18 protein-coding genes are annotated in these 26,715 nt (G+C 73.5%); 8 read left to right on the forward strand and 10 right to left on the reverse strand.

The window, feature by feature from the left end; translation table 11 throughout:
- Positions 1-572 precede the first annotated feature (572 nt).
- Both ACZ4VK_RS34595 and ptsP read left to right on the forward strand, forming a co-directional pair.
- Positions 573-1,022: a PTS sugar transporter subunit IIA gene (locus ACZ4VK_RS34595; RefSeq protein ID WP_468361245.1), complete on the forward strand. Its 450-nt coding sequence runs from the start codon at positions 573-575 to the stop codon at positions 1,020-1,022.
- 80 nt (positions 1,023-1,102) lie between these two features.
- Positions 1,103-2,773: a phosphoenolpyruvate--protein phosphotransferase gene (gene ptsP / locus ACZ4VK_RS34600; RefSeq protein ID WP_468361248.1), complete on the forward strand. Its 1,671-nt coding sequence runs from the start codon at positions 1,103-1,105 to the stop codon at positions 2,771-2,773.
- Between the two features lie 71 nt (positions 2,774-2,844).
- Here the strand turns inward: ptsP and ACZ4VK_RS34605 are convergent, their stop codons facing one another.
- On the reverse strand, positions 2,845-3,744 hold the full coding sequence (locus tag ACZ4VK_RS34605; RefSeq protein WP_468361251.1) for a hypothetical protein: 900 nt from the start codon (positions 3,742-3,744) through the stop codon (positions 2,845-2,847).
- 23 nt (positions 3,745-3,767) lie between these two features.
- Positions 3,768-5,054: an MFS transporter gene (locus tag ACZ4VK_RS34610; RefSeq protein WP_468361254.1), complete on the reverse strand. Its 1,287-nt coding sequence runs from the start codon at positions 5,052-5,054 to the stop codon at positions 3,768-3,770.
- Positions 5,055-5,099: 45 nt separating this feature from the next.
- Between ACZ4VK_RS34610 and ACZ4VK_RS34615 the strand changes: the two genes are divergently transcribed.
- Entirely contained in the window at positions 5,100-6,419 is a 1,320-nt protein-coding gene (locus ACZ4VK_RS34615) for an aminotransferase class I/II-fold pyridoxal phosphate-dependent enzyme (RefSeq protein WP_468361257.1), read from the forward strand.
- Positions 6,420-6,555: 136 nt separating this feature from the next.
- Here the strand turns inward: ACZ4VK_RS34615 and ACZ4VK_RS34620 are convergent, their stop codons facing one another.
- The gene (locus tag ACZ4VK_RS34620; RefSeq protein WP_468361260.1) at positions 6,556-8,157 is read right to left on the reverse strand and encodes a serine protease; all 1,602 of its coding nucleotides are present in this window, start codon (positions 8,155-8,157) and stop codon (positions 6,556-6,558) included.
- A 124-nt stretch (positions 8,158-8,281) separates the two neighbouring features.
- On the opposite strand from ACZ4VK_RS34620, the gene ACZ4VK_RS34625 reads away from it, so the two are divergent.
- Both ACZ4VK_RS34625 and ACZ4VK_RS34630 read left to right on the forward strand, forming a co-directional pair.
- A complete protein-coding gene (locus tag ACZ4VK_RS34625; protein WP_468361263.1) occupies positions 8,282-9,016 on the forward strand; it encodes an RNA polymerase sigma factor in 735 nt (244 codons plus the stop codon).
- Positions 9,013-10,101: a CU044_5270 family protein gene (locus ACZ4VK_RS34630; RefSeq protein ID WP_468361266.1), complete on the forward strand. Its 1,089-nt coding sequence runs from the start codon at positions 9,013-9,015 to the stop codon at positions 10,099-10,101. The genes ACZ4VK_RS34625 and ACZ4VK_RS34630 overlap by 4 nt, the downstream gene beginning before the upstream one ends.
- A gap of 73 nt (positions 10,102-10,174) precedes the next feature.
- Here the strand turns inward: ACZ4VK_RS34630 and ACZ4VK_RS34635 are convergent, their stop codons facing one another.
- Complete coding sequence (locus tag ACZ4VK_RS34635; RefSeq protein ID WP_468361269.1) at positions 10,175-12,145, reverse strand: acetoacetate--CoA ligase; 1,971 nt, start codon at positions 12,143-12,145, stop codon at positions 10,175-10,177.
- 215 nt (positions 12,146-12,360) lie between these two features.
- Between ACZ4VK_RS34635 and ACZ4VK_RS34640 the strand changes: the two genes are divergently transcribed.
- Positions 12,361-14,898, forward strand: coding sequence for a glycoside hydrolase family 31 protein (locus ACZ4VK_RS34640; protein ID WP_468361271.1), 2,538 nt, complete (start codon positions 12,361-12,363; stop codon positions 14,896-14,898).
- Between the two features lie 159 nt (positions 14,899-15,057).
- On the opposite strand, the gene ACZ4VK_RS34645 is transcribed toward ACZ4VK_RS34640, so the two are convergent.
- Positions 15,058-15,636 (reverse strand): NUDIX domain-containing protein, encoded by a 579-nt coding sequence (locus ACZ4VK_RS34645; RefSeq protein WP_468361274.1) that lies wholly within the window; start codon positions 15,634-15,636, stop codon positions 15,058-15,060.
- Between ACZ4VK_RS34645 and ACZ4VK_RS34650 the strand changes: the two genes are divergently transcribed.
- Positions 15,635-16,456 carry a M15 family metallopeptidase gene (locus ACZ4VK_RS34650; RefSeq protein WP_468361277.1) on the forward strand — a complete coding sequence of 274 codons (822 nt, stop codon included), beginning with the start codon at positions 15,635-15,637 and terminating at the stop codon, positions 16,454-16,456. The two genes, ACZ4VK_RS34645 and ACZ4VK_RS34650, sit on opposite strands and share 2 nt — an antisense overlap.
- 49 nt (positions 16,457-16,505) lie before the next feature.
- Here ACZ4VK_RS34650 and ACZ4VK_RS34655 read toward each other — a convergent pair whose 3' ends face one another.
- Genes ACZ4VK_RS34655 through ACZ4VK_RS34670 form a run of 4 tightly spaced genes read right to left on the reverse strand, consistent with a single transcriptional unit; the run spans position 16,506 to position 21,114 of the window.
- Positions 16,506-17,111, reverse strand: a complete 606-nt coding sequence (locus ACZ4VK_RS34655) for a GTP-binding protein (protein WP_468361280.1) — start codon at positions 17,109-17,111, stop codon at positions 16,506-16,508.
- Positions 17,092-17,517, reverse strand: a complete 426-nt coding sequence (locus ACZ4VK_RS34660; protein ID WP_468361283.1) for a DUF742 domain-containing protein — start codon at positions 17,515-17,517, stop codon at positions 17,092-17,094. Before ACZ4VK_RS34660 ends, ACZ4VK_RS34655 begins: the two co-directional genes overlap by 20 nt.
- Before the next feature lie 10 nt (positions 17,518-17,527).
- Positions 17,528-17,977, reverse strand: a complete 450-nt coding sequence (locus ACZ4VK_RS34665; protein ID WP_468361286.1) for a roadblock/LC7 domain-containing protein — start codon at positions 17,975-17,977, stop codon at positions 17,528-17,530.
- Positions 17,974-21,114, reverse strand: a complete 3,141-nt coding sequence (locus ACZ4VK_RS34670) for a sensor histidine kinase (protein ID WP_468361382.1) — start codon at positions 21,112-21,114, stop codon at positions 17,974-17,976. Before ACZ4VK_RS34670 ends, ACZ4VK_RS34665 begins: the two co-directional genes overlap by 4 nt.
- Positions 21,115-21,549: 435 nt before the next feature.
- On the opposite strand from ACZ4VK_RS34670, the gene ACZ4VK_RS34675 reads away from it, so the two are divergent.
- Positions 21,550-21,918, forward strand: a complete 369-nt coding sequence (locus tag ACZ4VK_RS34675) for a hypothetical protein (protein ID WP_468361289.1) — start codon at positions 21,550-21,552, stop codon at positions 21,916-21,918.
- A gap of 82 nt (positions 21,919-22,000) precedes the next feature.
- Here the strand turns inward: ACZ4VK_RS34675 and ACZ4VK_RS34680 are convergent, their stop codons facing one another.
- Positions 22,001-26,674: a hypothetical protein gene (locus tag ACZ4VK_RS34680; protein WP_468361292.1), complete on the reverse strand. Its 4,674-nt coding sequence runs from the start codon at positions 26,672-26,674 to the stop codon at positions 22,001-22,003.
- Positions 26,675-26,715: the final 41 nt, after the last annotated feature.

The following is a 26,715-nucleotide window of genomic DNA, read 5'->3' on the forward strand; positions in this document are numbered from 1 at the left end:
GCCGGCAGGACTTTCAAAGGAACCTCGCCATCCGAAGATGGACGGGGTATCAACTAATCTGGCGTTGATTTTTGGCACGCTGTTGAGTTCTCAAGAAACGGACGCTTCCTTTGTACTCACCCTCTCGGGCTTTCCTCCGGGCTTCCCTTCGGTATTTCGTGTTTCCAGCTTAGCAGACCCGATTTCCGTTTCTGCCACCCGCTGGAGCGGGCTGCTGGGGCTGGAATTCGCTTTCGCTTTTCCGTTCCCGGCGGGGTCAAACACTACCAGGCTTTGCCGGTCCCCCCGACCACGTCCCCTGCGAGCATGCAGAGGTGTAGACCACTGGGGTTAGGATCTGGCTTGATAGGTGCTGCCGACCCGCGACTCAAGGCCGCGTTGGGGTCAAGCAGGAGTACGACAGTACATCCCACCGTCAGTTGAGGCAAATCGTTTCCGGTGGTCCCTAGCTCCGCCCAACTGGTACGTCTCGTGCGGAACTAGGACTTCGTATGACATACGCTTCAGAACAGTACGCCGTCCAGGACAGGTAGTGACGGCGCCACACCATCTCCGCCCCTGGGAGGCTTCCCATGACAACCGTGACGTCGCCGCTTGCTGGACGCGCCATCGGTCTCGCCGCAGTTCCCGACCCGGTCTTCTCCGGTGCGATGGTCGGTCCCGGTACCGCCATCGATCCCGTACGTGAGGCCTCGGAGGCCGTCTCCCCCATCGACGGGGTCGTCGTCTCCATGCACCCGCACGCCTTCGTCGTCGTCGACGGCGAGGGCCACGGCGTGCTGACCCATCTGGGCATCGACACCGTTCAGCTCAACGGGCAGGGTTTCGAGCTGCTCGTGAACAAGGGTGACACCGTGACGCGCGGACAGGCCGTCGTGCGCTGGAACCCCGCTGACGTCGAGGCCGCCGGCAAGTCCCCCATCTGTCCCGTCGTGGCCCTCGAGGCCACCGCGGACTCGCTCTCCGGCGTCGTCGAAGACGGTGACGTGAAGTCCGGCGACGAGCTCTTCGGCTGGCGCTGAGCCGGTTCGTCCCCGTGACGACCGCGAGTTCGACATTCAACGCGGCGGCGGGTGCCGCCGCTCTATCGGAGACGGGTGAGATGGAGACAACGCTGCGAGGCGTCGGCGTCAGCCACGGTGTGGCGATCGGCGAGGTCCGGCACATGGGCACGGCGGTTCTCGAGCCGCCGGCCAAGCAGATTCCGGCGGACGAGGCGGAGCGCGAACAGGGGCGCGCCCGTCAGGCCGTCGAAGCTGTCGCCGCCGACCTGATTGCGCGTGGCAATCTGGCCGGCGGTGAGGCGCAGCACGTGCTGGAGGCCCAGGCGATGATCGCCCAGGACCCGGAGCTCATCGCCGATGTGGACCGACGGATCGCCGTGGGCAGCACGGCCGAGCGCGGGATCTACGACGCCTTCTCGCACTATCGGGAGCTGCTCGCCGGTGCCGGTGAGTACATGGCCGGGCGGGTCGCCGACCTCGACGACGTGCGGAACCGGATCGTGGCGCGGCTCCTCGGTGTGCCGATGCCGGGTGTGCCGGACAGCGACGAGCCGTACGTGCTGATCGCGCGGGACCTGGCGCCGGCGGACACGGCGCTGCTCGACCCGACGCTGGTGCTCGGGTTCGTGACGGAGGAGGGCGGGCCCACCAGCCACAGCGCGATTCTGGCGCGGGCGCTGGGTGTGCCGGCCATCGTGGCGCTGCCGGGTGCGGGTGAGCTGGCCGAGGGCACGCTCATCGCGGTCGACGGTTCGACCGGTGAGATCTTCGTGGAGCCGAGCGAGGAGAAGAAGGCGGAGCTGACGAGGGCCGCCGCCGAGCGCAAGGCCGCGCTGGCCACGTCCAGCGGTCCCGGTGCGACCTCGGACGGGCACAAGGTGCCGCTCCTCGCGAACGTCGGTGGTCCGGCGGACGTGCCGGCCGCTGTGGAGGCCGGGGCGGAGGGTGTCGGTCTCTTCCGTACGGAGTTCCTCTTCCTGGACGACAGCGAGAAGGCTCCGTCCGAGGAGAAGCAGATCGAGGCCTACCGCAAGGTGCTCGAGGCCTTCCCCGAGGGCCGTGTGGTCGTGCGGGTGCTCGACGCCGGTGCCGACAAGCCGCTGGACTTCCTGACGCCGGTGGACGAGCCGAACCCGGCGCTCGGCGTGCGGGGTCTGCGGTCGCTCCTTGAGCACCCGGAGGTGCTGCGGACGCAGCTGACCGCACTGGCGAAGGCGGCCGAGGGGCTGCCGGTGTACCTCGAGGTCATGGCTCCGATGGTGGCCGACCGTACGGACGCGAAGGCGTTCGCCGACGCGTGCCGTGAGGCGGGGCTGCGGGCGAAGTTCGGTGCGATGGTCGAGATCCCGTCGGCCGCGCTGCGGGCGCGCTCGATCCTCCAGGAGGTCGAGTTCCTGTCGCTGGGCACCAATGACCTGGCGCAGTACACCTTCGCGGCCGACCGGCAGGTCGGTGCGGTGTCGCGGCTCCAGGACCCGTGGCAGCCGGCGCTGCTCGACCTGGTGGCGCTGTCCGCCGAGGCGGCCAAGGCCGAGGGCAAGAGCTGTGGTGTCTGTGGCGAGGCCGCTTCGGATCCGCTGCTCGCGTGTGTGCTGACGGGTCTGGGTGTCACCTCCCTTTCCATGGGTGCCGCGTCGATTCCGTATGTGCGGGCGACGCTGGCCAAGTACACGCTGGCTCAGTGCGAGCGGGCCGCGGCCGCGGCGCGTGCGGCGGACACGGCGCACGAGGCGCGTGTGGCCGCTCAGGCGGTGTTGTCCGGGGAGTGATTCCCGGGCGGGTCCGGCGAAGGGGCTTTCCGTCACCGAGGTGACGGGGAGCCCCTTCGGCGTGGGTGGGCTCAGTGGTGGGTGGTCCAGTCGTCGTCGGGGTCGGGGGTGAGGGGGAAGCCGGCGAGGTGGTCGACGCCGGGTTCCGGGGAGAGGGGCTCGCCGGTGCGGGCGTCGGTGCAGTAGGCGGCGAAGACCTCCGCCTCGGTGAGCGGGGTGAGGCCGCCTCCGGTGAGGCGCCAGCCGTGGAGTCGGTCGCGGTCCCCCGGGTTGCTGGTGCGCAGGACGACTCCGCCCGGGGCGCCGAGGGCGATGCCGGCGGCGAGCACGGCCGTGAATTCGGCGGCGGCGGCCTCTTCGATGTCCGAGGGGCGTGCGGTGCCGTCGGTGTGGAGGACGGCGAGGAGTTGGTCGTCGGCGGCCCGGACGCTGCAGACGAGGTGGTGGGCGCCCGGTCCCGCGGCGTCGAGGAGTCGGGCCAGGAGTCGGGCGGCGCGCTCGAAGGCCGCCTTGCCGATGTCCTTGCCGCAGGTGGCGCAGTCGCCCGCGGTGGCGAGGACGGTGGTGGCGTACTCCCAGGTGGCGTGGCGGACGGCGGTGTCGACGAGCTCGGGGAGGAGGGTGCTGAGCGGCTGTCCCGTGTAGGTGACGCGGGCGCCGGTGGCGGCGAGGTGGGCGGTGAAGCGGCTGCGGCTGGTGGGGTGGTCGGGGTCGATGGCGGTCTCGGCGCAGTAGGCCGCGTACTCCTCGGGGTCGAAGAGGGTGACGGTGGTGTGACCGCCCTGGGTGGCGAGGTTCTTGAGGAGGGCCTCGACCTGGCGGAGGTAGACGGTGTGGTCGTCGAAGACGAAGGTGCGGTACTGGCGCATGGCCGTGAAGTCGTGCTCGTCGGCGAGGAGGCCGACGGTGGTGGGGACCTCGCGGCGCAGGGCGCGCCGGAGTCCTGCCTGGGTGGTGCCGGTCCGTGTCATGTCTCCCCCTGGTGACAGTCCGATCAGTGCTCACTCACCGTAACCTTCGCCACTGACAGTGACGGTTCGGTGAGGCGTCGGCGGACGAGGCGGCTCTGGGCGGCGCAGGTGGCGGCGAGTGCCGCGCCGAGGACGGGCCAGCCGAAGGGGCCGGCGGAGACGAGGCCGGTCATGAGGAGGGGCCCGGCGAAGCGCTGGGTGGACTGGGCGAGGCCGTGGACTCCGAGGTAGGCGCCCTGGGCGTCGTCCGGGGCCAGGGCGACGGAGATCTCCCAGGAGGCGATCGTGTGGATCATCTCGGCGAAGGTGAGGGCGACGGCCGCGGTGATCAGGGCGGCGATGGAGAGGGTGCGGCCGCCGAGGGCGGAGACGGTGAGGGCGAGCGTACCGACGGCGAAGAGGCCCGCGAGGGGGGTGAGGAGGCGTCGGGCCGCTTCGGTGGAGGAGCCGAAGCGGGCGAGCGGGACCTGGAAGACGACGACGAGGGCGCTGTTGGCGACCATCAGGAGCGGGGCGAGGCCGGCGGGGGCGTCGGTGGCGTGGACGATCCAGAGCGGGAGGGCGACCTGGAGGACCGAGTCGTGGAGGAAGAAGACCGATTCGCCCGCGGTGAAGGCGAGGAAGCCGCGGTCGCGCCAGGGGCTGGTGGGCTTGGTGGTGGGGGTGGGGTCGGTGAACGCGGCGGCGATGCGGGAGGAGGCGGGGGCCGGGGGTTCGGCGCAGCGGAGGGTGAGGGCCGCCATCACGAGGTAGGAGAGGGCGTCTCCGATGAGCAGGAGGTGGAAGGCGGTGCTGGTGCCGACGGCGAGTGCGGCCGCTGCGCCGAGGCCGCCGAGCGTCCAGCCGAAGTTGGAGATGGTGCGGTTGATGGCCTGGTAGCGGACGCGGTCGGGGCCGGCGATCCGGGCGGCGTACAGCTTGGTGAGGACGTTGGTGGCGCGGTCGGGCAGGGCGCCGACGGCCGAGAAGAGGACGAGCAGCAGGTAGTCGTCGGTGGTGAGGAGGGCGAGGAGGGCCGCGGCGCGCAGCAGTTGGGTGCAGATGATGACGCGGACCAGGGGGAAGCGGTCGGCGAGGCGGCCGCCGAGAGGGGCGCCCGCGATGCCGGCGGCGCCGGAGACGGCGATGAGCAGGCCGATCTGGCCGAGGCCGAAGCCGGTGACGTAGGTGAAGTACAGGGCCATGGCCGTGGCCCAGAGTCCCGTGCCGCACTTGTCGATGAAGCCGATGAGGAGCATGCGGCGGCCGTCGGGGCCTCCGGGGACGCGGTCCTTGAAGGCGGTGCGGGTGGAGCGGGTGGTGCGGCTCATGGATCCCCCTTGCCAACTACTTTGTATTGATACATACTTGACTACGTGGCAGCACAATATGTGATCGTAGGGGCGACGGCCAAGGGGATTGCCGCGTCCGTGGAGCAGGGCGTGACCGAGGGCGGGCTCGCACCGGGTGACGCCCTGCCGCCCGTTCGGCGGCTCGCGGACGCGCTGGGGGTCAGTCCCGGGACCGTCGCGACGGCGTACAAGGAGCTTCGGCAGCGGGGTCTGATCGTCACGCGGGGCCGGGGTGGAACGGTGGTGGCGGAGGTTCCTTCGGTGGCCTCACGACGTCCACCGCGCGTGCCGGACGGCCTCGTCGACCTGGCGGGCGGCCACCCGGACCCGGCCTTCCTTCCCGTGGTGCGTCCGCCGTCGGCGGTCGCCCCCGTGTACGGATCCCATCGCGCCGCGCCCCGGCTTCCGGCGCTCGAAGAGGTGACCCGGGAGTGGTTCGAACGGGACGGAGTGCCCGCGCGGCACGTGTCGTTCGCGCACGGGGCCCTCGACTGCATCGCACGTCTCCTCTCGACGGAGCTGCGGCCCGGCGACGCGGTGGCCGTGGAGGATCCCGGCTTCCACCATCTCCTGGACCTGGTGCCCGCGTTGGGGCTGCGGATCGTCCCGGTGGCGGTGGACGGCGAGGGGCTCGTACCGGAGGCGCTGCGGACCGCTCTGCGGGGCGGGGTGCGCGCGGTGGTGTGCAGCCCGCGGGGGCAGTGCCCGACCGGGGCGTTCTTCACCCGGTCGCGGCGGGACGAACTCGTGACGGTGCTCCGCGAGTTCCCTGAGGTCCTCGTCGTGGAGGACGACCACAACGCGGAGGTCGGTGGGGCCGCGGCGTACACGCTCGCGGCGGCGGGGCTCGACCGGTGGGCGCAGGTGCGGACCGTGTCGAAGCACCTCGGGATCGACCTGCGGTGGGCCGGGCTCGCGTGCGACGCGGTGACCCTCGCACGGCACGACGGGCGGATGCTGATGACCTCGGGCTGGGTCAGTCATGTGCTCCAGGAGACGGTGGCCGGCCTGTTCGGCGACCGGGATGTACGCGCGCTCGTGGCCAGGGGCGAGGCGGCGTACGCCGAGCGGCGGGCGGCGTTGATCGGCGCGCTCGGGGTGTACGGGATCCGGGCCGTGGGGGCGAGCGGGCTCAACGTGTGGGTGCCGGTGCGGGACGAGTCGGCGGTGGTCAACGGCCTGCGGACGCAGGGCTGGTGGGTGGCTGCGGGGGCGCGGTTCCGGATCGGGGCGCCGCCCGCGGTACGGATCACCACGGCGACACTCGCGCCCGGCGACGCGGTGCGCCTCGCGGCGGACTTCGCGGAGGTGCTCGGGGACGCGCAGGCGACGTACGGGGGTTGACGCGAGAACGCTCCGGGGGAGGTCCCCGGAGCGTTCTGTGGCGCTGGGTCGGCGGCGGCTGCGGGGGCCGTCGGGCGGGCGCCGGCTGTGGGCATGGGGAGTGGGCGGACCCGAGGACCCTGAGCGGGTGTCGCGGTCAGCTGGTTCGGTAGGCGTTCGTCAGGGTCTGGGTGAGGGTGCTCCCCTGGGTGTCGGTGAGCTCGGCGCGGAGCGAGACGGACCGGCCCGGGCCGGGGGTGCGGAGACCGGCCTGGCCGTCGACGACCGGGACACGGGTCCAAGTGGCGCCGTTGTCGGTCGACATCGACACCGTGAGCGACCGCACCCCGATCTCGGCGGCCGCGCCCTGGACGGTGACCGGTACGCGGGCCAGGGCGCCCGCCGGGGCGGTGCCGTCGAGGTCGAGGGCCGGGGCGAAGCGGACGGTGCTGAGGGGCAGCGCGGCGGGACGGGACGCGGCGGCCGAGGTGAAGGTCCAGGACGCGGTGACCCGGCTGCTCGTCGGCGTACCGTCGCCGCGGGTCGCGGTGGCGGTCAGCCGGTACGCGGCCCGTCCCGGGGTGGTGGTGAACGCGGCGCGGCCCGGGTCGCCCTGGCTGGTTCCGATCAGGACGCCGTCCCGGTGGAGTGTGGTGGTGGCGCTGTCGAAGCGCGGGGCGCTCGGCGCGTGGCCCTCGCCGTCGGCGAGAAGCGGAACGTCGAGCGTGAGGGCGTCGCCGTCACGGACCCCCGCCGGGCGGGCGCCGGGCGCCGGGTCGAGCGCGGGGCCGAAGACGGCGTTGCCGAAGGTGTGGGTGGTGGTGGCGCCCGCGCGGACCGCGAAGCCGTTCGCGTCGTACCGGTTGGGCGGGGTCTCCGGGGCGGCGGGGCCGGAGTAGCCGACGTCCCACAGGCCTCGCTCCGGGGTCACGAGCACGGTCGCGGTGCCCGGCAGTTGGAGGGGCTGGACGAGCCCGATGGTGGGGCCCGCGCTGGGCTGGATGGAGACGAACCCGGTGCCGGTGGCGCCCTCCGGGGCGGCTCCCCGGATCTTGACCGTGGCCAGCGAGGCGGCCGTCGGGTGCCGGACGAGGCCGGTCAGGGCGCGCCCCGAGGTGAAGGTGTAGCCGAGGGCGTAGTCGGTGCTCGCGCCGGACCAGTACGTGTCGATCCACTCCTTGACGGAGCCGGACTCGGCGGCGGGGCCGAGGTGGGCCACGCGCAGCCCGGGGCCCGCTGTGACGACGTTCGCGGAGCGGGTCCTTCCGTCGTGGGTGACCTCGACGAATCCGAGGCTGTTCAGGTAGCGGGCGCCGCTCTCCGGCGGGCGGACGTCCACCGGGGCGGTCGTACGGGCGTCGACGGTGACCGTCGTGTCGCGGTCCAGGTCGAGGCGGGGCTGGACGATCCAGTCGGTGCCGGTTCCCGCGTCGGCCCCGGAGAGCGTGGAGTCGAGCAGGTAGCGGCCCTCGGGGAGGCGGATGGTGACCGTGCCTGATGCGTCGTAGGGCACGGCTTCCTCGGACGCGCCGGCGCCCGAGATGCCGGTGACGTGGGTCTGGTAGTCGCCGGTGGCGGCGCCGGACCGGTCGAGGTGGCGGATGGTCAGGGTGTACGTGGCGGGGGCACCGTCCGCTGCGGCGACTGGGGGCGGCGTCGAGAGGGAGGTGCCGGCGAGGACGCCGGCCAGGGCCAGGGAGCGCAGAATCGTGCGGCGGCTCGTGACCGGGGCCGTACGGGGTGTCGAGGAATCGTTCATGCCCAGCACTGCGCGCTGCGGCCGGGGCGTTCCGGTGACCTGGGCCACACGTCTCGGGCGCGGTGTGGCCCAGGTCACCGGAACCCGGGCGAACCACCGTCCAGTGCCCTGTGTGGAATCACCTATGAGAGATCGTTTCCGCGCCGGGGACCCCTCGGCGCTCGGCGAGGCGTACGACGAGCACGCGCGCGTGCTGTACCACTACGCGTTCCGGGTGTGCGGGGACCGGGCGGCGGCCGAGGACGTCGTCTCCGCCGCGTTCCTCGAGGCCTGGCGCTGTCGCGAGAAGCTGCACGCCGAGGGCGGAAGTCTGCGTCCCTGGCTGCTCGGCATCGCGACCAACATCATGCGCGGCTCCGCCCGCGAGGCACGACGGAGGGACGCGGCCCTGGCCCGGATGCCCGAGCGGGGCGTCCTGCCCGACTTCGCCGACGACGTCCTCGCCCGGATGACGGACGGGGAGCAGATACGTGCCGCCCGGATCGCGCTCGGCAGGCTCCGGCGGCGTGAGAGGGAGGTCTTCACGCTCGTGGTGTGGGCCGGGCTCGACTACGCCGCCGCCGCGGAGGCGTTGGGGATCCCGGTCGGGACCGTCCGATCCAGGCTGTCGCGGGCGCGTGAACGGCTCCGGAAGCTCGCCGACGCCGAACTGCGCGCGGAGCGGCGGCGGGGGCGTTCCGCCGCCGCGGTCCGGCCCGGGTCCGTCTCCAGGTCCGCTTCCGGGTCCGTGTCGCTGTCCGAGTCGCTGTCCGAGTCGCTATCCCTGTCCGGGGCCTTGCCCCTGGCCGAGTCCGTCTCCGTCCGCTCCACCGTCCGCCCGGCCCTCTCGTCCCGACCGACCCCGGAGAAGCAGGCATGAACACCGCCTCCCCCCGCCCGCACCACACCGACGAGGACACGCTCCTGCGCGCCGAACTGACCGCGCTGCTGCCGCCGCCCCCGGTGCCCGAACTGACGCCGGACCGGAACGTCTCCCTGCGCCACGCCGTCCTCCGGAACGCCCTGGCCGGCGGAAACGGCGCGGGTGCCCGCCCGGTCCCCGCCCGCCGCTCGCGACCGGGGCTCCGGCTCGGCTGGATCGTGGCGCCCGTGGCCGCCTGCGCGGTCGTGGCCGGGGTCGCCGTCCTCGCTCCCCCAGGCCCGTCGGCCGGTTCCCCGGGGGACACGTCCATCGGACAGTCCGCCTCCCCCGACGCCGCCGGAGTGCTGTCGCATGCGGCGCTCGCCGCCGCCGAGTCGCCCGCGCCGGACGTCCGGCCCGACGGGTACGTGTACGTCAGGAGCCTCGTCGCGCACGCGGGACGCGACGCGGGCGGCGGTGCCGCCGTGCTGCCGCCCGTCCGTCAGCGCGAGGTGTGGTTGTCCGCCGACGGCAGCCGGCCCGGCCTGCTCCGTGAGCCCGGTGCGGCCGACACGATGCTGAACCCCCGACTGCCCGTGTACGAGCTGGATCACCGCGGTGCCACCCCCCGGCCGACCACGGCCGAGGCGGCACCCCCGTCCGTCACCAACCCGACCCACGCGTACGTGGCGTCCCTGCCCACCGACCCGGAGGCCCTTCTGCGGCTGATCCGCGAGCAGACCCGTGGCGCCGGGGGCGATGCCGAGCAGCGGGCGTTCACCGCGATCGGGACGCTGCTCGCCGAGACCTGGGCTCCGCCGCGGGTGACCGCCGCTCTCTACGAGGCGGCGGCGCGGATCCCCGGGGTGGCCGTGCTGCCGTCCGCCGAGGACGCGGCCGGACGCGAAGGCGTCGCGGTAGCCCGTACCGCGTACGGCGAGCAGACCCAGTGGATCTTCGACCGGGAGACGTCGGCGTTCCTCGGGGATCGCACCGTCCTCACCGAGACCACGGCCGCCGGGCGGGCGGGCACGGTGCTCGGTGTGTCGGCGGTGCTCGCCAAGGCGGCCGCCTCCGCGCCGGGGGAGCTGCCGGAGGGGTGAGGTGGAGCGTCCGGGCCCCCGATCCGTCGGATCGGGGGCCCGGTTCGCGTACCTGGCTGCCTGGCTGCCCGGCTCAGCCTCGGCGGTTGGCGGCCAGGGTCTCGTAGAAGTGGAGGAGGCCGAGGTCGTCGACAGAGCCCGCGTTGACCGCCTTGGCCAGGGGGGTGCCCTGGAGGAGGCGCTTGACCGGGACCTCGATGCGCTTGCCGGTGAGGGTGTGCGGGACGCCCGGGACCTCGATGATCTCGTCGGGGACGTGGCGCGGCGAGAGTTCGCTGCGGATCGTCCTCTTGATCCGGCCGATCAGCTCGTCGTCCAGGGTGGCACCCTCCACGAGGTGGACGAAGAGCGGCATCCAGTACCCGCCGTCCGGCTCCTCCAGACCGATCACCAGGGATTCGCGGATCTCCGGGAGGCGTTCCACGGCCTCATAGATATCGGCGCTCCCCATCCGCACGCCCTGGCGGTTCAGGGTGGAGTCGGAGCGGCCGTGGATGACGACCGAGCCGTGGTCGGTGATCGTGATCCAGTCGCCGTGCCGCCAGACGCCCGGGAACATCTCGAAGTAGCTGTCGCGGTAGCGGCTGCCGTCGGGGTCGTTCCAGAAGTGGATCGGCATGGACGGCATGGGGTTGGTGACGACGAGTTCGCCGACCTCACCGATGACGGGCTTGCCGGAGGGGTCCCAGGCCTGGAGGTCGGTGCCGAGGCCCGCCGCCTGGAGCTCGCCGATGTGGACCGGCAGGGTGGGGACGGCGCCCGCGAAGCAGGAGCACACGTCGGTGCCGCCGCTGACGGAGGCGATCCACAGGTTCTCGCGTACCTCGTCGTGGAGCCAGCGGAAGCCGTCGGGAGGCAGCGGGGAGCCGGTGGTGGCGACGCACTTCACGGCCGAGAGGTCGAAGTCACGGCCGGGGTGGACGTCCGCCTTGGCGCAGGCCATGACGTACGCGGCGGAGGTGCCGTACAGGGTGGCGCGGGTGCGTTCGGCGACGCGCCACTGGGCCGCCGTGTCCGGGTAGCCGGGGCTGCCGTCGTACAGGACGACGGTCGTGCCGGTGAGCAGGCCGGAGACGAGGAAGTTCCACATCATCCAGCCGGTGGAGGTGTACCAGAAGAACACGTCCTCAGGGCCGAGGTCGCAGTGCAGGCCCAGCTGCTTGACGTGCTCGACGAGAATGCCGCCCTGGGACTGGACGATCGCCTTCGGGAGGCCGGTCGTACCGGAGGAGTACAGGACCCACAGCGGGTGCGAGAACGGGACCTGCTCGTAGACCGGCTCGACGTCGCCGGCGACGAGGTCGGCCCAGTCGAGCGTGCCCTCGGGGGCCGGGGTGCCGAGGAGCGGGATGTGGACGACCGCGCGGAGGGTGGGCAGCTCGGCACGGAGTTCGGCGACGGTGTCGCGGCGGTCGTGCTCCTTGCCGCCGTAGCGGTAGCCGTCGACGGTGAAGAGCACGACCGGTTCGACCTGCTGGAAGCGGTCGAGGACGCTGCGGGCGCCGAAGTCGGGGGCGCAGGAGGTCCACACGCCGCCGACGGCCGCGGTGGCGAGGAGGGCCACGACGGACTGCGGGACGTTGGGCAGGTAGCCGCTGATCCGGTCGCCGGGGCGTACGCCGAGGGCGCGGAGTTCGGCGGCGAGGGCGCCGACCTGGCGACGGAGCTCGGCCCAGGTGATGGGCGTCGGCACCTGTGTCTCGTCCACATGGAGCAGAGCCGTGTCGTGGGGGCGCTCGTCGGCGGCGCGCAGGGCGTGCTCGGCGTAGTTGAGGGTGGCCCCGGGGAACCAGTCGGCGCCGGGCATCGACCGGTCGCCGAGAACCCGCTCGTACGGGGTGGAGAAGCGGATGTCGAACCACTCGACGACCGCCTTCCAGAAGGCTTCGAGCTCGTCGACCGACCAGCGGTGGAGAGCCGGGTATCCGCCCTCTGCCGGGGCGCCGTGGTGTTCGGCCGCCCAGCTCTGGAAGCGGGTGACGGCGGCCGTGGCGATGCGTTCCTCGTCCGGCTGCCAGAGCGGCTCGGTCTGCGCTGATGTCATTGGGGTGGCTCCCTGGCTGTACGCGGGGTCGGCGTGTGTCCCGCGCACGTGCTGGGGTGTGCGCGCGACGCGGCTGACAGGACGATGCCATGTGATCGTCTTTCGCACCAGGGCTGCCCGCCCATGGTCCGGCAGTTGAATATGTGCTCCCACCACGGGTGAACGGAAGTTGAACGGAGCTCGTATCGCCCCTGGTGGGTGGCAGGGTGATCACCATGGACGGTCGTGGACTGGTGCGTTCGATCAAGGTGTTCGGTTCGGTGCGGGGGTTGCGGACGGTGCGGGCGGCGTGGCGGACGCGCCGTACGGACGCCTGGGGGCTGCCGCCGAGGGGGCCCGAGCGGGCCAGGGTGCCGGGGCTCGCGACCGGGGCGGAGGCCGCGCCCGGTGGGGGGACGATCCGGTTCGCCCGGTCCTCGCTGCGGATCTGCGTCGCGGCGGGCGGCACGGTGTTCTGGGGATGGGACGGGGCCGGTCCGCTTCCCTCGTACGCCTTGGCCGGCGAGCCGCCCGAGCCGGATCCGCGGGCCTCCCTGGAGCCCGACACCGACGGCGGCTGGCGGATCGTCTCGGAGCGGGTGACGGTGGCGGTCTCCCGGCACGGCGCGGTCGAGATCCGGACGCCTGGCGGGGTGATGCTGCGCCGGGAGCTACCGCCCCGCTGGTGGGAGCCGGTGGCGAGTGGGGCGGCAGCCGGGGGGCCGGGGGCCATGGCGGTCACGGAGACGGCCGCGGATGGGGGGACGGGGGCGGGCGTGTCCGCGGGGGTGGGTGCGGTTGGGGATGTGTCTGCGGGGGTGAGCGTTGCGGGCGTGTCCGAAGGTGCGGACGCGGGGAGCGGCGCGGGTGGGCTCGGCTGTTCCGTGGCGGCCGGTGTCGCGCGCTGGGTGCAGCGGAGCGAGGTGCCGGCGGACGCGCGGTTCTTCGGGCTCGGCGGGCGGTCCGCCGGACCTCGGCTGCGGGACGGCACGTACCGGCTGTGGAACACCGACCCCAAGGGGAGTTTCGGCCCCGGGGACGATCCGCTCTACCTCACCATGCCCGTGCAGTTCGTCGTCTCGGACGCCGGCACCCACCTCGCCTTCCACGACAACTCCTGGGACGGCCGGGTCACCCTCGCGGAGGGAGAGGAAGGGGCGGGGTCGGGGCACGACCGGCCGGGGACCAGCGAGGTACGGATGAGCGGCGGGCCCCTGCGTTGCTGGGTGGTCGTCGGCACCCCCGCGCGCGTGCTCCACGGCTGGGCCGCCCTGACGGGGGCTCCCGCGCTGCCGCCGGACTGGGCGCTCGGACCGCAGCACGCGCGCTGGGGGTTCGGGAGCGCGCGGGAGGTGCGCCGGATCGTGGCCGGGTACCGGGAACGGGGTCTGCCGCTGTCCGCCGTGCACCTGGACATCGACCACTACGACGCCCACCGGGTGTTCACGGTCGACCGGGAACGGTTCCCCCACCTGCCGGGCCTCTCGGCGGAGCTGCGGGAGCAGGGCGTACGGCTCGTGTCGATCGTGGACCCGGCGGTGAAAGCCGAACCGGGGGACGCGGTCTACGACAGCGGGCGGGCGGTGGGGGCGTTCGTCCGGGACGCCCGGGGCAGGGAGGTCCGCGGGGTCGTCTGGCCGGGCGAGTGCGCCTATCCGGACTTCACCGATCCGGCGGTACGGGAGTGGTGGGGCGGTCTTTACGAGGAGCGGCTCCGGCAGGGCTTCGCCGGGGTCTGGCACGACATGAACGAGCCGGTGTCCTTCGTGCCCTTCGGTGACATGACGCTGCCGCGCTCGGCTCGGCACGCGCTGGACGGGCGGGGAGGCGACCACCGCGAGGCCCACAACGTGTACGGCCTCACGATGGCGCGGGCCGGATACGAGGGGCTGCGCCGGCTGCGGCCCGAGGAGCGGCCCTTCCTCTTCTCGCGCTCGGGCTGGGCGGGCATGCAGCGGTACGGGGGCACCTGGTCGGGCGACGTGTCGACGGGGTGGCCGGGGCTGCGGGCCTCGCTCGCCCTGGTCCTGGGGCTCGGGCTCTGCGGCGTGCCGTACTCGGGGCCGGACGTGGGGGGTTTCGACGGCAGCCCGGCGCCGGAGCTGTTCCTGCGCTGGTACCAGCTGGGGGCGTGGCTGCCGCTGTTCCGTACGCACGCGGCGATCGGCGCGGGGCGGCGCGAGCCCTGGGAGTTCGGTCCTGAGGTCCTTGAGCACGCGCGCGTGGCACTGGCCGAACGGGAGCGGCTGCGGCCGTACTTCACGACCCTCGCCCGGCTCGCCCGGATGACGGGCGCCCCCTACGTACGCCCCCTGTGGTGGGGGACGCCCGAGGACCGGGTGCTGCGGGACTGCGAGGACGCGTTCCTGCTCGGCGACGCTCTGCTCGTGGCGCCGGTCCTGACCCGTGGCGCCGACCGGCGTGCCGTGCGGCTGCCACGCGGTCGCTGGTACGACACGGCGACGGGGCGGGCGTACGAGGGCCCCGGGCAGGTTCTGCTCGACGCTCCGCTCTCCCGGATCCCGGTCCTGGCCCGGGCGGGGGCGGTGCTGCCCGTACGGGGCGAGGACGGCGGACTGGCCCTGGAGGTGTGGGCGCCCGCCGCGGGGCGCACGGGCGGCGGGCTTGTCGTACGGGACACGGGGGACGGCTGGGAGCCGGCCGAGATCGAGCGGTACCAGTCACGTCTCGTGAACGGCCGGGTGGTCGTGGAGCGGGTGACGGACGACGGGGTGGAGGAGGCGGGTCTGCCGGTGCGGGCGCGGGGGGCGTGAGGGGAGCGGTCCGGTATCCCGTTTCCAATCGCCAATAGCCAATAGCCAATAGCCGAATATTGGAGATTGGATACGGAAGGCGGGATACCTGACACCCGGGATCCCTGATACCGGAGATTGGATACCGGAGATTGGAGATTGGATCCAGTCTCCGGCCGGTCACCCATAGGCTCCGTCGAACCACTTCCGTACCGCCTGCGTGTGAAGCGGGAAGGCCAGCTCCTCCGGTGCCGTGAGCACGTGGTGGCCGCTCGTCTCGTCCGTCGGGGCCGAGGGCGGGAGTTCGCCGGCCGGGCGGGGCGGCAGCAGGCCGAAGAGGAGGAGGTGGCCGGCCGGGGAGCTCATGGCGTCGGCGAGGAGGACCTCCTCGGCGGAGGCGGGGATGCCGGTCTCCTCGCGCAGCTCGCGGGCGACGGCGGCGCGCCAGTCCTCCCCGTGGTCGATGAAGCCGCCGGGCAGGGCGACCCCGCCCCGCGCGGGCTCGATGGTGCGGGTGATGACGACGAGGCCCGTTCCGGCTGCGTCCGTGACGGGGAGGAGGGCGACGGCGACGGGCAGCGGGTTGCGGTAGACGGTGTGGCCGCAGGCAGGGCAGATGCGGGGCCAGCCGGCGTCGGCCGGGTGGGCGGCGCCGCAGCCGGGGCAGTGGGAGCGGGGGGAACCGGAGGAGTCCTTCACGGCCCGACCGTATGCGATCACCCTTTCCCGGCGCTGCCGGAACTGATAGACGGTGCGCATGACAGGACTCGCTTCCGCTTTCCGTACGCTCGCCGTCACCGCCGCGGCCGGGCTGCTCGCCGTCACGGGCGCCGTCGCCGCCCCCGCCGCTCCGGCCTCTGCCGCTCCGGAGCCCAAGGCGCCACGGGAGTTCGTGGCCCTCGGCTCCGTCGACCGGACGATCCTCCAGGAGATGCGTTATACGACGGAGCACAACTTCCTGGGTGAGCCGGTGGACGGCTACCGGCAGCCGCTGTGCATCCTGACCCGGCCGGCCGCCGAGGCGCTGCACCGGGCCCAGGTGCGTCTGCTCGCCCGGGGATACACGCTGAAGGTGTACGACTGCTACCGGCCGCAGCGAGCCGTCGACCACTTCGTGCGCTGGGCGAAGGACCTGACGGACGAGCGGATGAAGAAGGAGTTCTATCCGCACGTCGACAAGTCGAGGCTGTTCGCGGACGGTTACATCGCGGAGAAGTCGGGGCACAGCCGCGGTTCGACGGTGGATCTGACGATCGTGCGGCTGCCCGCGGTGCCCACGCGCGCGTACGTGCCGGGCGAGCAGCTGGTGGAGTGCTACGCGCCGCGGGAGGAACGGTTCCCCGACAACTCCGTCGACATGGGCACCGGGTACGACTGCTTCGACACGCTCTCGCACACCGACGACCCCCGGGTCCAGGGCGCACAGCGGACCAACCGGCAGCTGCTCAAGGCGGTGCTCGCCGAGCAGGGGTTCGTGAACCTGCCGGAGGAGTGGTGGCACTTCACGTTCAAGCCGGAGCCGTTCCCGAGCACGTTCTTCGACTTCCCGGTGGCACGGAGGTCGGTGGCCGGGCACTGAGTCGTTCTGTACGAGCCACGGACGGCCCCCGCGTCGCGGGGGCCGTCCGTCAGGTCGTCGCGGCCGCGTGGCCGCGGTCCGCGAGGACGAGGGCGTGCTGGACGACGGCCACGAGGACGTTCTTCACGGACTCGCGGTCCCGGGCGTCGCACATGAGGAGCTCCACCTCGGGATCGAGGTCGAGCGCCCCGCGCACGCTCTCGGCGGGGAAGCGCCGCGCGCCCTCGAAGCAGTTGACGGCGACCGTGAAGGGGATGCCGCGCCGCTCGAAGTAGTCGATGGCCGCGAAGCTGTCCTCGAGGCGGCGGGTGTCCGCGAGGACGACCGCGCCGAGGGCGCCCTGCGCCAGCTCGTCCCAGAGGAACCAGAAGCGGTCCTGGCCCGGGGTGCCGAACAAGTACAGGACGAGGTCCTCGCGGAGGGTGATCCGGCCGAAGTCCATGGCGACCGTGGTGGTCGTCTTGGTCTCGACGCCGTGCAGGTCGTCGACGGGCCGTCCCGCCTCACTGAGGATCTCCTCCGTCCGCAGGGGCCGGATCTCGCTGACCGCGCCCACCAGTGTCGTCTTGCCGACCCCGAACCCGCCCGCGACGAGGATCTTCAGGGTCGTCGGCTCGACGAAGGGCTTCTTGCGGCTAGAGCGCCCGAAGGCCATTGATCACCTCGCGGAGAATGCTCACGTCCGGCAGCTCGGCCGGCGGAACGGGGCGGGTCACATGGACGAGTTCGTCCTCGACGAGGTCACCGACGAGAACCCGGACCACCCCGACGGGGAGGTCGAGTCCTGCGGCGAGCTCGGCGATCGACTGGGGCTGCTCGGAGCAGCGTTCGACGATCTCCACGTGTTCGGGGGAGAGTGTCTGGTCCCGGCCGGGGTCGTCGGCCGCGGGTTCGGGGACGACGACCGCGATCAGGTCGAGCCGGTGGCGGGTGGCGGCGCTCGTCCGGCCGCGGGTCATCGCGTACGGACGCACCACCGGCCCGGCCTCGTCGTCGAACCAGTGGTGGAGGCCCGGGGCAGGGTTCTGGTCCGGCTGGTTCCGCCGGTCTGCGTCACTCATGCCGTCCCACTCATCCTCCCGAGGGCTGGCCGGTCCTGGGGGCGGTCGCGAGGTGGGCCCCGACCCGCTTCACCATCAGCGTCATCTCGTAGGCGACCTGGCCCACGTCGGAGTCGGCGTCGGCGAGCACGGCCAGGCAGCTGCCGTCACCGGCGGCCGTGACGAAGAGGAAGGCGTCCTCCAGCTCCACGACCGTCTGGCGGACCTTGCCCGCCTCGAAGTGGCGGCCGACGCCCTTGGCGAGGCTGTGGAAGCCGGAGGCCACGGCGGCCAGGTGCTCGCCGTCCTCGCGGGTGAGGTCCTGGGAGGCGCCGGTGGCGAGGCCGTCGCTGGAGAGCACCAGGGCCTTCCGGATGGAGCCGACGCGCTGGACGAGTTCGTCGAGGAGCCAGTTCAGCTCGCCGTTTCCGTGGCCGTGTCCGGAGGTGGTGCTGGGTGCTGCGGCGTTCGGTGCGGTCATCGACCGTCCCCCTCGGGTGTCGTTCCTTGTGCTGTCGGGTCGTCAGGGCCTGCGTTGTCCCGGCGCCCGCGCTGCCAGCCGCGCTGCATGGCGGCCATGCGCGCGCGTACCTCCTCGGCGTCGCGCTCGAAGGAGTCGGGGCCGGTGGGCGCGGCGCCGCCGTTCCTCCGGGCGTCGGCACGCCCGGACGTGGCGCGGTCGGCCGGGCCGTCGGTGGCGCGGAGCTGCGGCGCGAGGCTGGCCTGGCGGACGCGGCGGGGCAGTCCGCCGAACGGCTCGGGGTCGCCCGGGGGTACGGAACCCCGATTCGGTGACGCGGAGGCCTCCGGCGGTACGGGGCCCCTCGGCGGTACGGATCCGTTCGGCGGCACAGGTCCGTTCGGCGGTACGGGGACGAGCGTGGGGCCGGTTGTTCCCCTCGGGGGTGCCGGCGGGTCGTCCGGTCCGGCGCCGTGGGCGAGGTGGCCCGCGCCGGCGCGCCCGGTCGTCCGGCCGGGGGCGGGGTGCGCCCGGCCCGTGAGCGACGGGTCCCGGTCGGGGAGCCGGTGGTCGCGGGCGGTGAGCCGGCTCTCCCGGGCGGGAGGCTGGTGGCCGCCGACGGGAGGCTCGTGGTCCCTGGCAGGGGGCTCGTGGTCCCCGGGAAGCTGGTGGTCCCTCGGAGGGAGCCGGTGATCCCCGGCCGGAAGCGCCTGCGTGCGGTCGGGGACTCCGCGGGAACGGTCGGGAATCGCCTGCCCCCCGTCGGAGGGCGGCACGTCCGACGCGGAGTCCGCGCGGGCCGCGAAGGGGTGCGTGCGGTCCGGTTCGTCGACGCGGCGGCCGTGGTCCACGACGAGCGTGGGGGTGCGGCGGCGCGGCAGCGGCACCGGACCGAGGACTCCCCCGTCGGCCGCCGTCCCGCCCTCGCCGTTCGTCCGGTCCGCGGCCTGCTGGTGCGGTTCGCCGGCGGGCGCGAGCCCGGCGCGGCGCCTGCCGCGGGGCAGGAAGAGGCCGCCTCGCTCGCTCTCGGTGTCGAGGAGATCGGCGGACCGGTCGAGGAGCGCGTCGAAGTCCTCGCTGCCGACGGGTCCTTCGAGTTCGACGGGGCCGTCGAGCGGCCCGGGTCCCTCGGTCACGTCCGGGACCCTGGCGAGCGCCGGGCGCCGGCCGGGCGGCGTACCGCCGTCGGCCGCCGCATCGTCGGCGGGGGCGATGCGCTCCAGGGTCTTGCGGTCCAGGCGGAAACCGGCTCCCTGGGTCTCGGGCGCGTCGGTGAGCAGCGCGGCCGGGATGAAGACGACCGCGGTGGTCCCGCCGTATGGGGAGGTCTGGAGCGAGACGCGGACGTTCTGGCGCTGAGCGAGCCGGCTGACCACGAAGAGGCCGAGGCGGTCGGTGTCCGAGAGTTCGAACTCGGGGGTCTCGGCGAGCCTGAGGTTGGCGTCGAGCAGGGCGTCGGGGTTCATGCCGAGGCCGCGGTCGTGGATCTCCAGGGTGAAGCCGTTGGCGACCCGTTCGCCGAGCACCTGGACGGCGGTGTGCGGGGGCGAGAACACCGTGGCGTTCTCGAGGAGTTCGGCGATGAGATGGGTGAGGTCCGCGACGGCGGGGCCGCCCACGCCGAGGCGGGGCAGCCGGCGTACCTCGATCCGCTCGTAGTCCTCGACCTCGGCGACGGCGGCGCGGACGACGTCCATGAGCTGGACGGGCTTGCGCCACTGCCGGGAGGGCGCGGCGCCGGAGAGGATGACGAGGCCTTCGGCGTGGCGGCGCATGCGGGTCGTGAGGTGGTCGAGCCGGAAGAGGTCGGCCAGCTCGTCGGTGTCCTCGGTGCGCCGCTCCATGGTGTCGAGGAGGGTCAGCTGGCGGTGGAGCAGGACCTGGTTGCGGCGGGCGAGGTTGACGAACACCTCGGAGACGCCGCGCCGCAGCTCCGCCTGCTTGACCGCGGCCTCGACGGCGGCGCGCTGCAGGGTGTTGAGTGCCTGGCCGACCTGGCCGACCTCGTCCCCGCCGTAGCCCAGCTGGGGCACCTCGGTGCCGACGTCGACCTGTTCGCCCGCGGCGAGCCTCCGCATCACGCTGGGCAGGCGGACGCCGGAGACCTCCTGGGCCTCCTTCTGGAGGCGGCGCAGGTCGCGGATGAGCTCACGGCCGACGCGTACGGAGATGACGATCGAGGCGAGCAGGGCGACGAAGCCGAGGACGCCGGCGACGCCGGCCTTGAGGAGGACGCTGTACGCGGCGGGCTGGACGCGGTCCTGGTAGCGGTCGCCGGCGGCGGTGTTCTCGCGGGCCAGGTCGTCGAGGACGGGGCCCGCGTGGTCCTGCCAGTAGGCGGGGGCGACGGCGCGGGGGCTGTCGGTGGGGCCCTGTTCGACGATCGCGTTCTCGGCGGTGCGCAGGGACCGGGTGTCGGGGCCGTGCCAGTACTTCTCGAAGCGTACGCGCTCGGCGGTGGGCAGGAGTTCGAGGTTGACCTCGTAGAACTGCTCGCGGTTGGCGATGAGGTCGGATATCTCGCGGATCTCCGGGGCGGTGATCCGGTCGGCGACGAGGGCGGAGAGGACGAGGGCGTCCTCCCGGGAGAGGAGCTCACGCGCGCGGGTGATGCCGACGAGGGCGCGGCCCTGCTTGTCCATCTCGACGTTCTCGAGGGCGTGGAGGGTGATGAGGAAGCTGTAGCAGGGGTCGACGAGCCGGTTGTAGAAGTCGAGGGCCTGCATACGGCCGATGTCACGTTTCTCCACCGAGCGGCGCAGCGAGGCGAGGCCGTCGAGTGCCTGGAGGAGGGAGGTGAGCCGTTGCGCGGTGACGGGCCGCATCTCCTCGCGTACGCCGGGGTCGGCGGCGTTCGCGCGGATGCGGGCGATCTGGCGGTCGGTGGCCTCGCGGGTCTCGCGCAGGGAGCCGAGGGCGTCGGAGCCCCGGGGGTCGGCGAGGTAGATGAGCGACTGGCGGCGTTCGAGCTGGATGACCCGGGCGGTGTCCTCCAGGGGGTACCCGACCTTGTCGACGATGTAGCCGACGTCGAGGAGCTGGTCGGCCTCGCGCCCGGTGAGGGCCGTGGCGAAAACCCACAGCCCGGTGAGGGAGACGAGCGGTACGAGCAGCAACGCCACGATCTTCCGGCGGATGGACTTCCCGCGAAAGCGCATGGCCTCCCCCAGCTCGGCCCCCGTGGCCACGGGGGTCCTTCACGTTCGTGACGTCCCGTGTCAACACGCGGCGTCAACCTTGAGTTTCAACAAATGGCGGCGCGAGCCTACTACTGCATCACGGCCATCCCGAAGGCATGTCCGGGCTATTTTCAGCCTGTCGAGTGAGTGTTGATCATGAGATGTCCTGTTATTCGGGGAGTTGGGATCGGCCACTGTGGTGCAGGACACCTGATGTCGCGCCTTTTCTCCGGCCTGCGGAGATGGCTGGAATTGTTTGTTCCGCTCGCGAACCCGTCACGTTCGTCCCGGGGCGGGCGAAACCTTTTCCCTCTCTCGTGCGTCAATACGTACGGGGAGGGCTCTGTCCGTGTAAAGGCGCTCAAGACGGGCAACCGACCCTGAAGTCGTTCAGTGGTGGGGAGTGACAGGACAATGGAACACGAGGCGCGGTCGGCGCGGCAGTTGTGGGTGGACGAGGAACGGGGCCGACGCCGGATGCCCGATCCGGTGCGCACCGCGGCCGTACGAGCCGTGATGATCACATCGGTGACGCTCATCCAGGCGGTGGTGGCGTTCCTCTGCTCCTTGGCGGGCTCCTGGCTGGCGTTCCCCGTGACCGTCAGCGCGGTGGTCTTCACCGTCGTGGCCACGTGGAGTGTGCTCGACGTCTGGATCACCCGTCAGGTGTGGCGCCAGCGCAACGGTGTGGTGTCGGAGCCGAGCAGCACGGCACGTCGGCTGATCCGTGAGAAGCACGAGGAGGGCCGGCCGGGAACGGCGACGCTGTCCGAGGCGGCCTGAGCCGCGGACGGCGGAGAGACGGTGAGTGGCCCGGCCCCTTCAAGGGACCGGGCCACTCACCGTCTACGGGTGAGACAGGGTGCTACGGGGTGGTCCGCGCGGCGGCTTCGTCGGACTGGTGCCGACGGAACATCCTGGTCGCCGTGATCTCGCCGTGGATCGTCTCGCCCTCGGCCGCGGTCTGCGGCAGACCCGGACGCAGGTGCTCCTCCACGCTGATGTACTTCAGTCCGGCCCGCAGGTCGGCGTCGTTGCGCAGCCGGATCACCAACGGGAACTCCGCCAGGGCGGTCGTGTCGAACAGCCCCGTCGTGTACAGCAGCTGGACGCCGAGCGCGTCCGAGACGGCCCGCTGGAGCTCCAGGAGGTACGTGGCGTTGGCGCGGCCGATCGGGTTGTCCAGGAACAGCGTGCCCGCGTGCCGGTGCTTGTCGCGGCCCCGGTCGTTGGAGCGGAGCGCCGCCATCGTGCAGTACAGGGCGATGGCCGCCGTGAGCAGCTGACCGCCGGAGAAGACGTCACCCATCTGTCCGACGGGAACCCGCTCGGCGCGGAGCACCGCGTCCGGCTTGAGGATCTCGACGGAGACACCCTTGGGTTCGAGGGCCGCCTGCACGCCCCGGAGCAGCAGGGACATGCCGTCGCGGCGCAGGTCCGAGTTCTTCTTGACGGCGGCGCGGGTGGCCTCGTCGACGACCTCGCCGAGCCGCTCCGCGAGGGTGGCCTGGTCCGGCTCCTCGAAGCGGATCCGCAGGAACTCCTGGCCCGACCACTCTCCGAGGCCCTCGGGGAGGCGGGAGAGCCGCTGTGCGGAGCGGAGCGTCGCGAGAGAGGACTCGACGAGGCCGCGCAGCCGGTCCACGATCGAGTCGCGGTTGCGCTCCAGCTGCTCCAGCTCGTCGGTGAGGACCCGCAGCCGGGGGGCGAAGGCCTCGGCCCACTTGGCGGCGTGCTCGGGGAGCGCGGACGCCGGCAGTTCGCGGATCTGCTGGCGCGCCGGGGTGCGGACCTGCTCGTAGCGGGTGGAGTTGGCGTGCCGTACGAGGATGTCGCTCGCCTCGCGCACGGCGGCGTCGGCCGCGGACAGCTCGGCGGTGCAGCCGCGCAGCGAGCGGCGCGCCTCGGCGGCCGTCGTACGGGCCTCCTCCAGGGTGCCCGGGTACGGTTCGGCGGCCTCGCGCTCCTCGTCGGCGTGGTCGCGGAGCAGGTCCCGCAGCAGGGCCGCGGTCTCCTCGAAGCCGCCCGCCGCGTCCTCGGCGGCCCGGTGGTCCCGGAGCAGGCCGGCGTGGGCGGCGCGCGCCGCCTCCAGGGCGTCGGTGCGGGCGGCGAGTTCGGCGGTGGCCGTACGGAGCAGGACCTGCGCACGCTCGGCGTCGGCGGGGACGAGCTCCTCGGGCAGCTCGGTGTGCGCCTCTCCGTCCTCGGGGGCGAGGCGCTCCGCCTCGCCGCGGAGACGGCCGAGCTTCTCGCTCGCCTCCGACGCGCGGATCTCCAGCATCTGCACGAGGGACTCGGCGCGGGCGGCCGCCGCCTGCCGGGAGGGGCCGTCGGCGCCGTCGGTGGACTCGAGGAGCTGCTCGGCGCGGGTCCTCACCTTGTTGGTGAGACGGTCGAGCTCGGCGAGGGCGGCGGACTCGTCGCTCTCGGCGCGGGCCTGCTCGGCGCGCAGGTCGGCGCCGACGCCGACCTTCTCGTACAGCTGGGACGCGGCCCGGTAGGCCTCGCGGAGGGTGGGGAGCGCGGCGCGGGGCGCGGGCGTGTCGCTCTCGGGGAGGGTCTCGGGGGCGCCGGCGATCTCGGCGCGCTCGGCCCGCAGGGCGCGGGCGGTGCGGTGGGCGTCGTCGGCGGAGCGCTGGGTGGCGCGCCGGTCCTCGTCGGCGGCACGCGCGCGTTCCAGACAGGTCTGGGCGCGGGCCTCCGCCTCGGCGGCGTCGTCGGCGAGTTCACGGAGCTTGGCCTGCCAGGCGGACCGCTCGCGCAGCCGGTACGCGAGACCCGCCAGGGCGTCGGCGACCCGGCGGGCGCGCTGGGCAGCCTCCTGGCGCTCGTCCCGGAGCCGGGCCGCCTCGGCGGCGGTCTCCTCGGCCTCCACGCGCGCGGTGCGGGCCTCTTCGAGGGTCGCCGCGGCCGCCTCGGCGGTCTCGCGGGCCGTCGCGGCGACGGCGGCGAGCTCGGCGAGCATCCCGGGCGGGCAGTCGGCGCGCCAGGACCCGATCCGCGCCGCGAGGGAGCGGTCGCCGGCGAGTCGGGCGGCGAGGGTACGGATCTCCTCGTCGCGGGCGGCCGCGCGGGCGCGCAGGGCGTGCCGCTCCTCGTCGGCCGCGTGCTCGTCGTGCATGGCCGGGTTCGGCGGTACGAGGAAGACGCCGTGGGCCCCGGTGTCGTCCGTCGTGTCCCGCGCCGGCGCGGGGGCGAGCAGGGCGGCGGCGGTGCCGACGGCCACGGCGGAGCGGGGCAGCAGGGCGGCCGAGCCGAGGACCTCGCGGGCGCGTCCGTACGAGACGGGGTCGGTGATCACGACGCCGTCGACGAGCTCGGGGCGAGCGGCCAGGACGCGCGCGTGGTCGGCGGGATCCACGGACTGGGCGAGGTAGCGCCAGCCGGGGAGGGCGGGGATGCCGTGCTCGCCGAGGTACTCGACGGTGGCGAGGACGTCGGGTCCCGGCGGCAGCAGGCCGCCGTCGCCGAGGGCGCCGAGGATGCGGGAGTCGTCGGCCGCGGCGGTGCGCAGGTCGAAGAGCTGACGCTCGGCGGAGGCGACGGCCTGGTCGAGCATGCCGCGCAGGTCGTCGGCGTACCGGTCGAACTCGGTGACGGTGAGCGGCCCTTGGGCGGCGGGGCCGGTGGCGGCCTCGGGCGTCCCCTCGGTGGCGGCGGTGGCGGCTCGCTGCCCCGGGAGGGGAGAGCCGGAGGCGGGGAGGCTCAGGAGCTCGGCGAGGCGCTCCTCCCCGGCGAGGAGTTCGGCGGCGCGGCGCTCCGCGTCGTAGGCGTTCCCCGCGGCCTCGGCCGCGTCCGCGGCGCGGGCGGCGGCGAGTTCGGCGCGGGACTCCGCCCCCGCGGTCTCCCGCGCGCGGTCCGCCGTGGTGCGGGCGGCCTCGCGGGCCGTGTCCCAGGCTGCGACCGTCGTCTTCTCGGCGTCGCTGGCGGCGAGGGCCGCGCGGGCGGGGTCGGCGTCGGGCGCTGTGTCGTCGAGCCAGCCGGCCCGTACCGCCTCCGCGGTCTCCTGCTCGACCTCGGCGAGCCGCTGGCGCAGGTGACCCGCCTCGCTGCGGGCGCGCTGGGCCTCGGTGGCGGCGGCCGTGGCGTCGCGGTGGGCGGTCTCGCCGACCTCCTGGAGGGCGGTGGAGCGTTCCTCCTCCTCGGCGGCGTGACGCTCGCCCTCCTCGGCGGCGGCGGCCAGGGCGCGGACGAGGTCGGCGGCCGCGTCGGCACGGGCCGCGAGGGCCGGTGCGGCGTCCCGCTCGGCCTCCCGGATGGCGACGGCCACGCGCGCGGAGCGGTCGCTCGCGGCGCGGTGGCGGAGGACGACCTCGGCCGCCTGCCAGGCGGCGTGCACGGTGCGGGCGTCGGTGAGCTCACGGCGCTGGGAGTTCGCGCCCTTCTCGGCGGCGGTCAGGGCCAGGGAGGCGTGCCGGTAGGCGAGTTCGGCGGCGATCAGGGAGCTGCGGCCGCGTGCGGTCTCGGCCTCGGCGACGGCGTGGGCCGCCGAGGTCACCTGCTGGGCGAGTTCGGCGCCACGGCCGCGCTCCTGGGCGGCGCGGGCGGAGAGCCGGCGGGCCAGGGTCCGGGTGCGGCGCTCGGCCGCGGTGTGGATCTCGCGCGCGTGGGAGCGGGTCTCGGCGGCGCCGACGATCCGGCCGAGGAGGTCCACCGAACCGGCCGTGAACTCGCGCTCGGCGGTCAGTTCGGCGCGGCGGCCGAGCTTGTCGCCGAAGCCGCCGACGAGGTCGGCGAGGCCGTCGGTGTCCCGGGTGTCGGTGACGGCGCGCAGCAGCAGGTCGGTGAAGTCGGAGTCCTTCTTGACCGCGAAGAGGCCGGCGGCCTCGCCCTCGTCGGCGTTCATCTCGCGCTGGTAGCGGAAGAGTTCGGGGTCGAGACCGAGCTCGCCGAGGTGCTCGTTCCAGCGGTCGTGGATCTCCTCCCAGTAGACCTCCAGGTGCGGGTAGGCCTTGCCGGCCTCCGTGATGGCGTCGCGGAAGCCCTTCATGGTGCGGCGGCGGCCGGTCGCGCCCGAGGCGCCCTCGGCGGGCGGGCGGACGGACGTGGCCTCGGCGACGGGGAGGTTGTCCAGGCTGAGGCCCGGGCCGGGGCGGAAGGAGTACCAGGCCTCGGCGAACTTCCGCGGGTCGTGGGAGACCTGACGGCCCCGCCACTCACTGGCCTTGCCGACGACGACCAGCTCGCCGGTGAGGGTGTGCTGCCACTCCAGGGCGACGTGTCCGCAGTCGTCGGCGAGGAGGAACTTGCGCAGGACGCCGGAGCTGGCGCCGCCCAGGGTGTTGCGGTGGCCGGGGAGCATGACCGAGAAGATCAGCTTGAGGAGGACGGACTTGCCGCCGCCGTTCTCCAGGAAGAGCACGCCCGCGGGGGCGGGGCGGCGCGGCGGGCCGACCGGTTCCTCCTCGAAGAACTCCGCCTGCGTGGGCGCGGGATGGGGCACGGGCGCGCCGACCCCCCGCAGGTCCAGGACGGTGTCGGCGTAGCGCGCACCGGCGGGACCGATGGAGTACAGGCGGACCCGGGACAACTCGTACATGGCGAGGGACTCTCGTGCTCTCGTGCTCTGGAAGGGCGGTT

This window comes from Streptomyces sp. NPDC028711, from assembly GCF_055565415.1.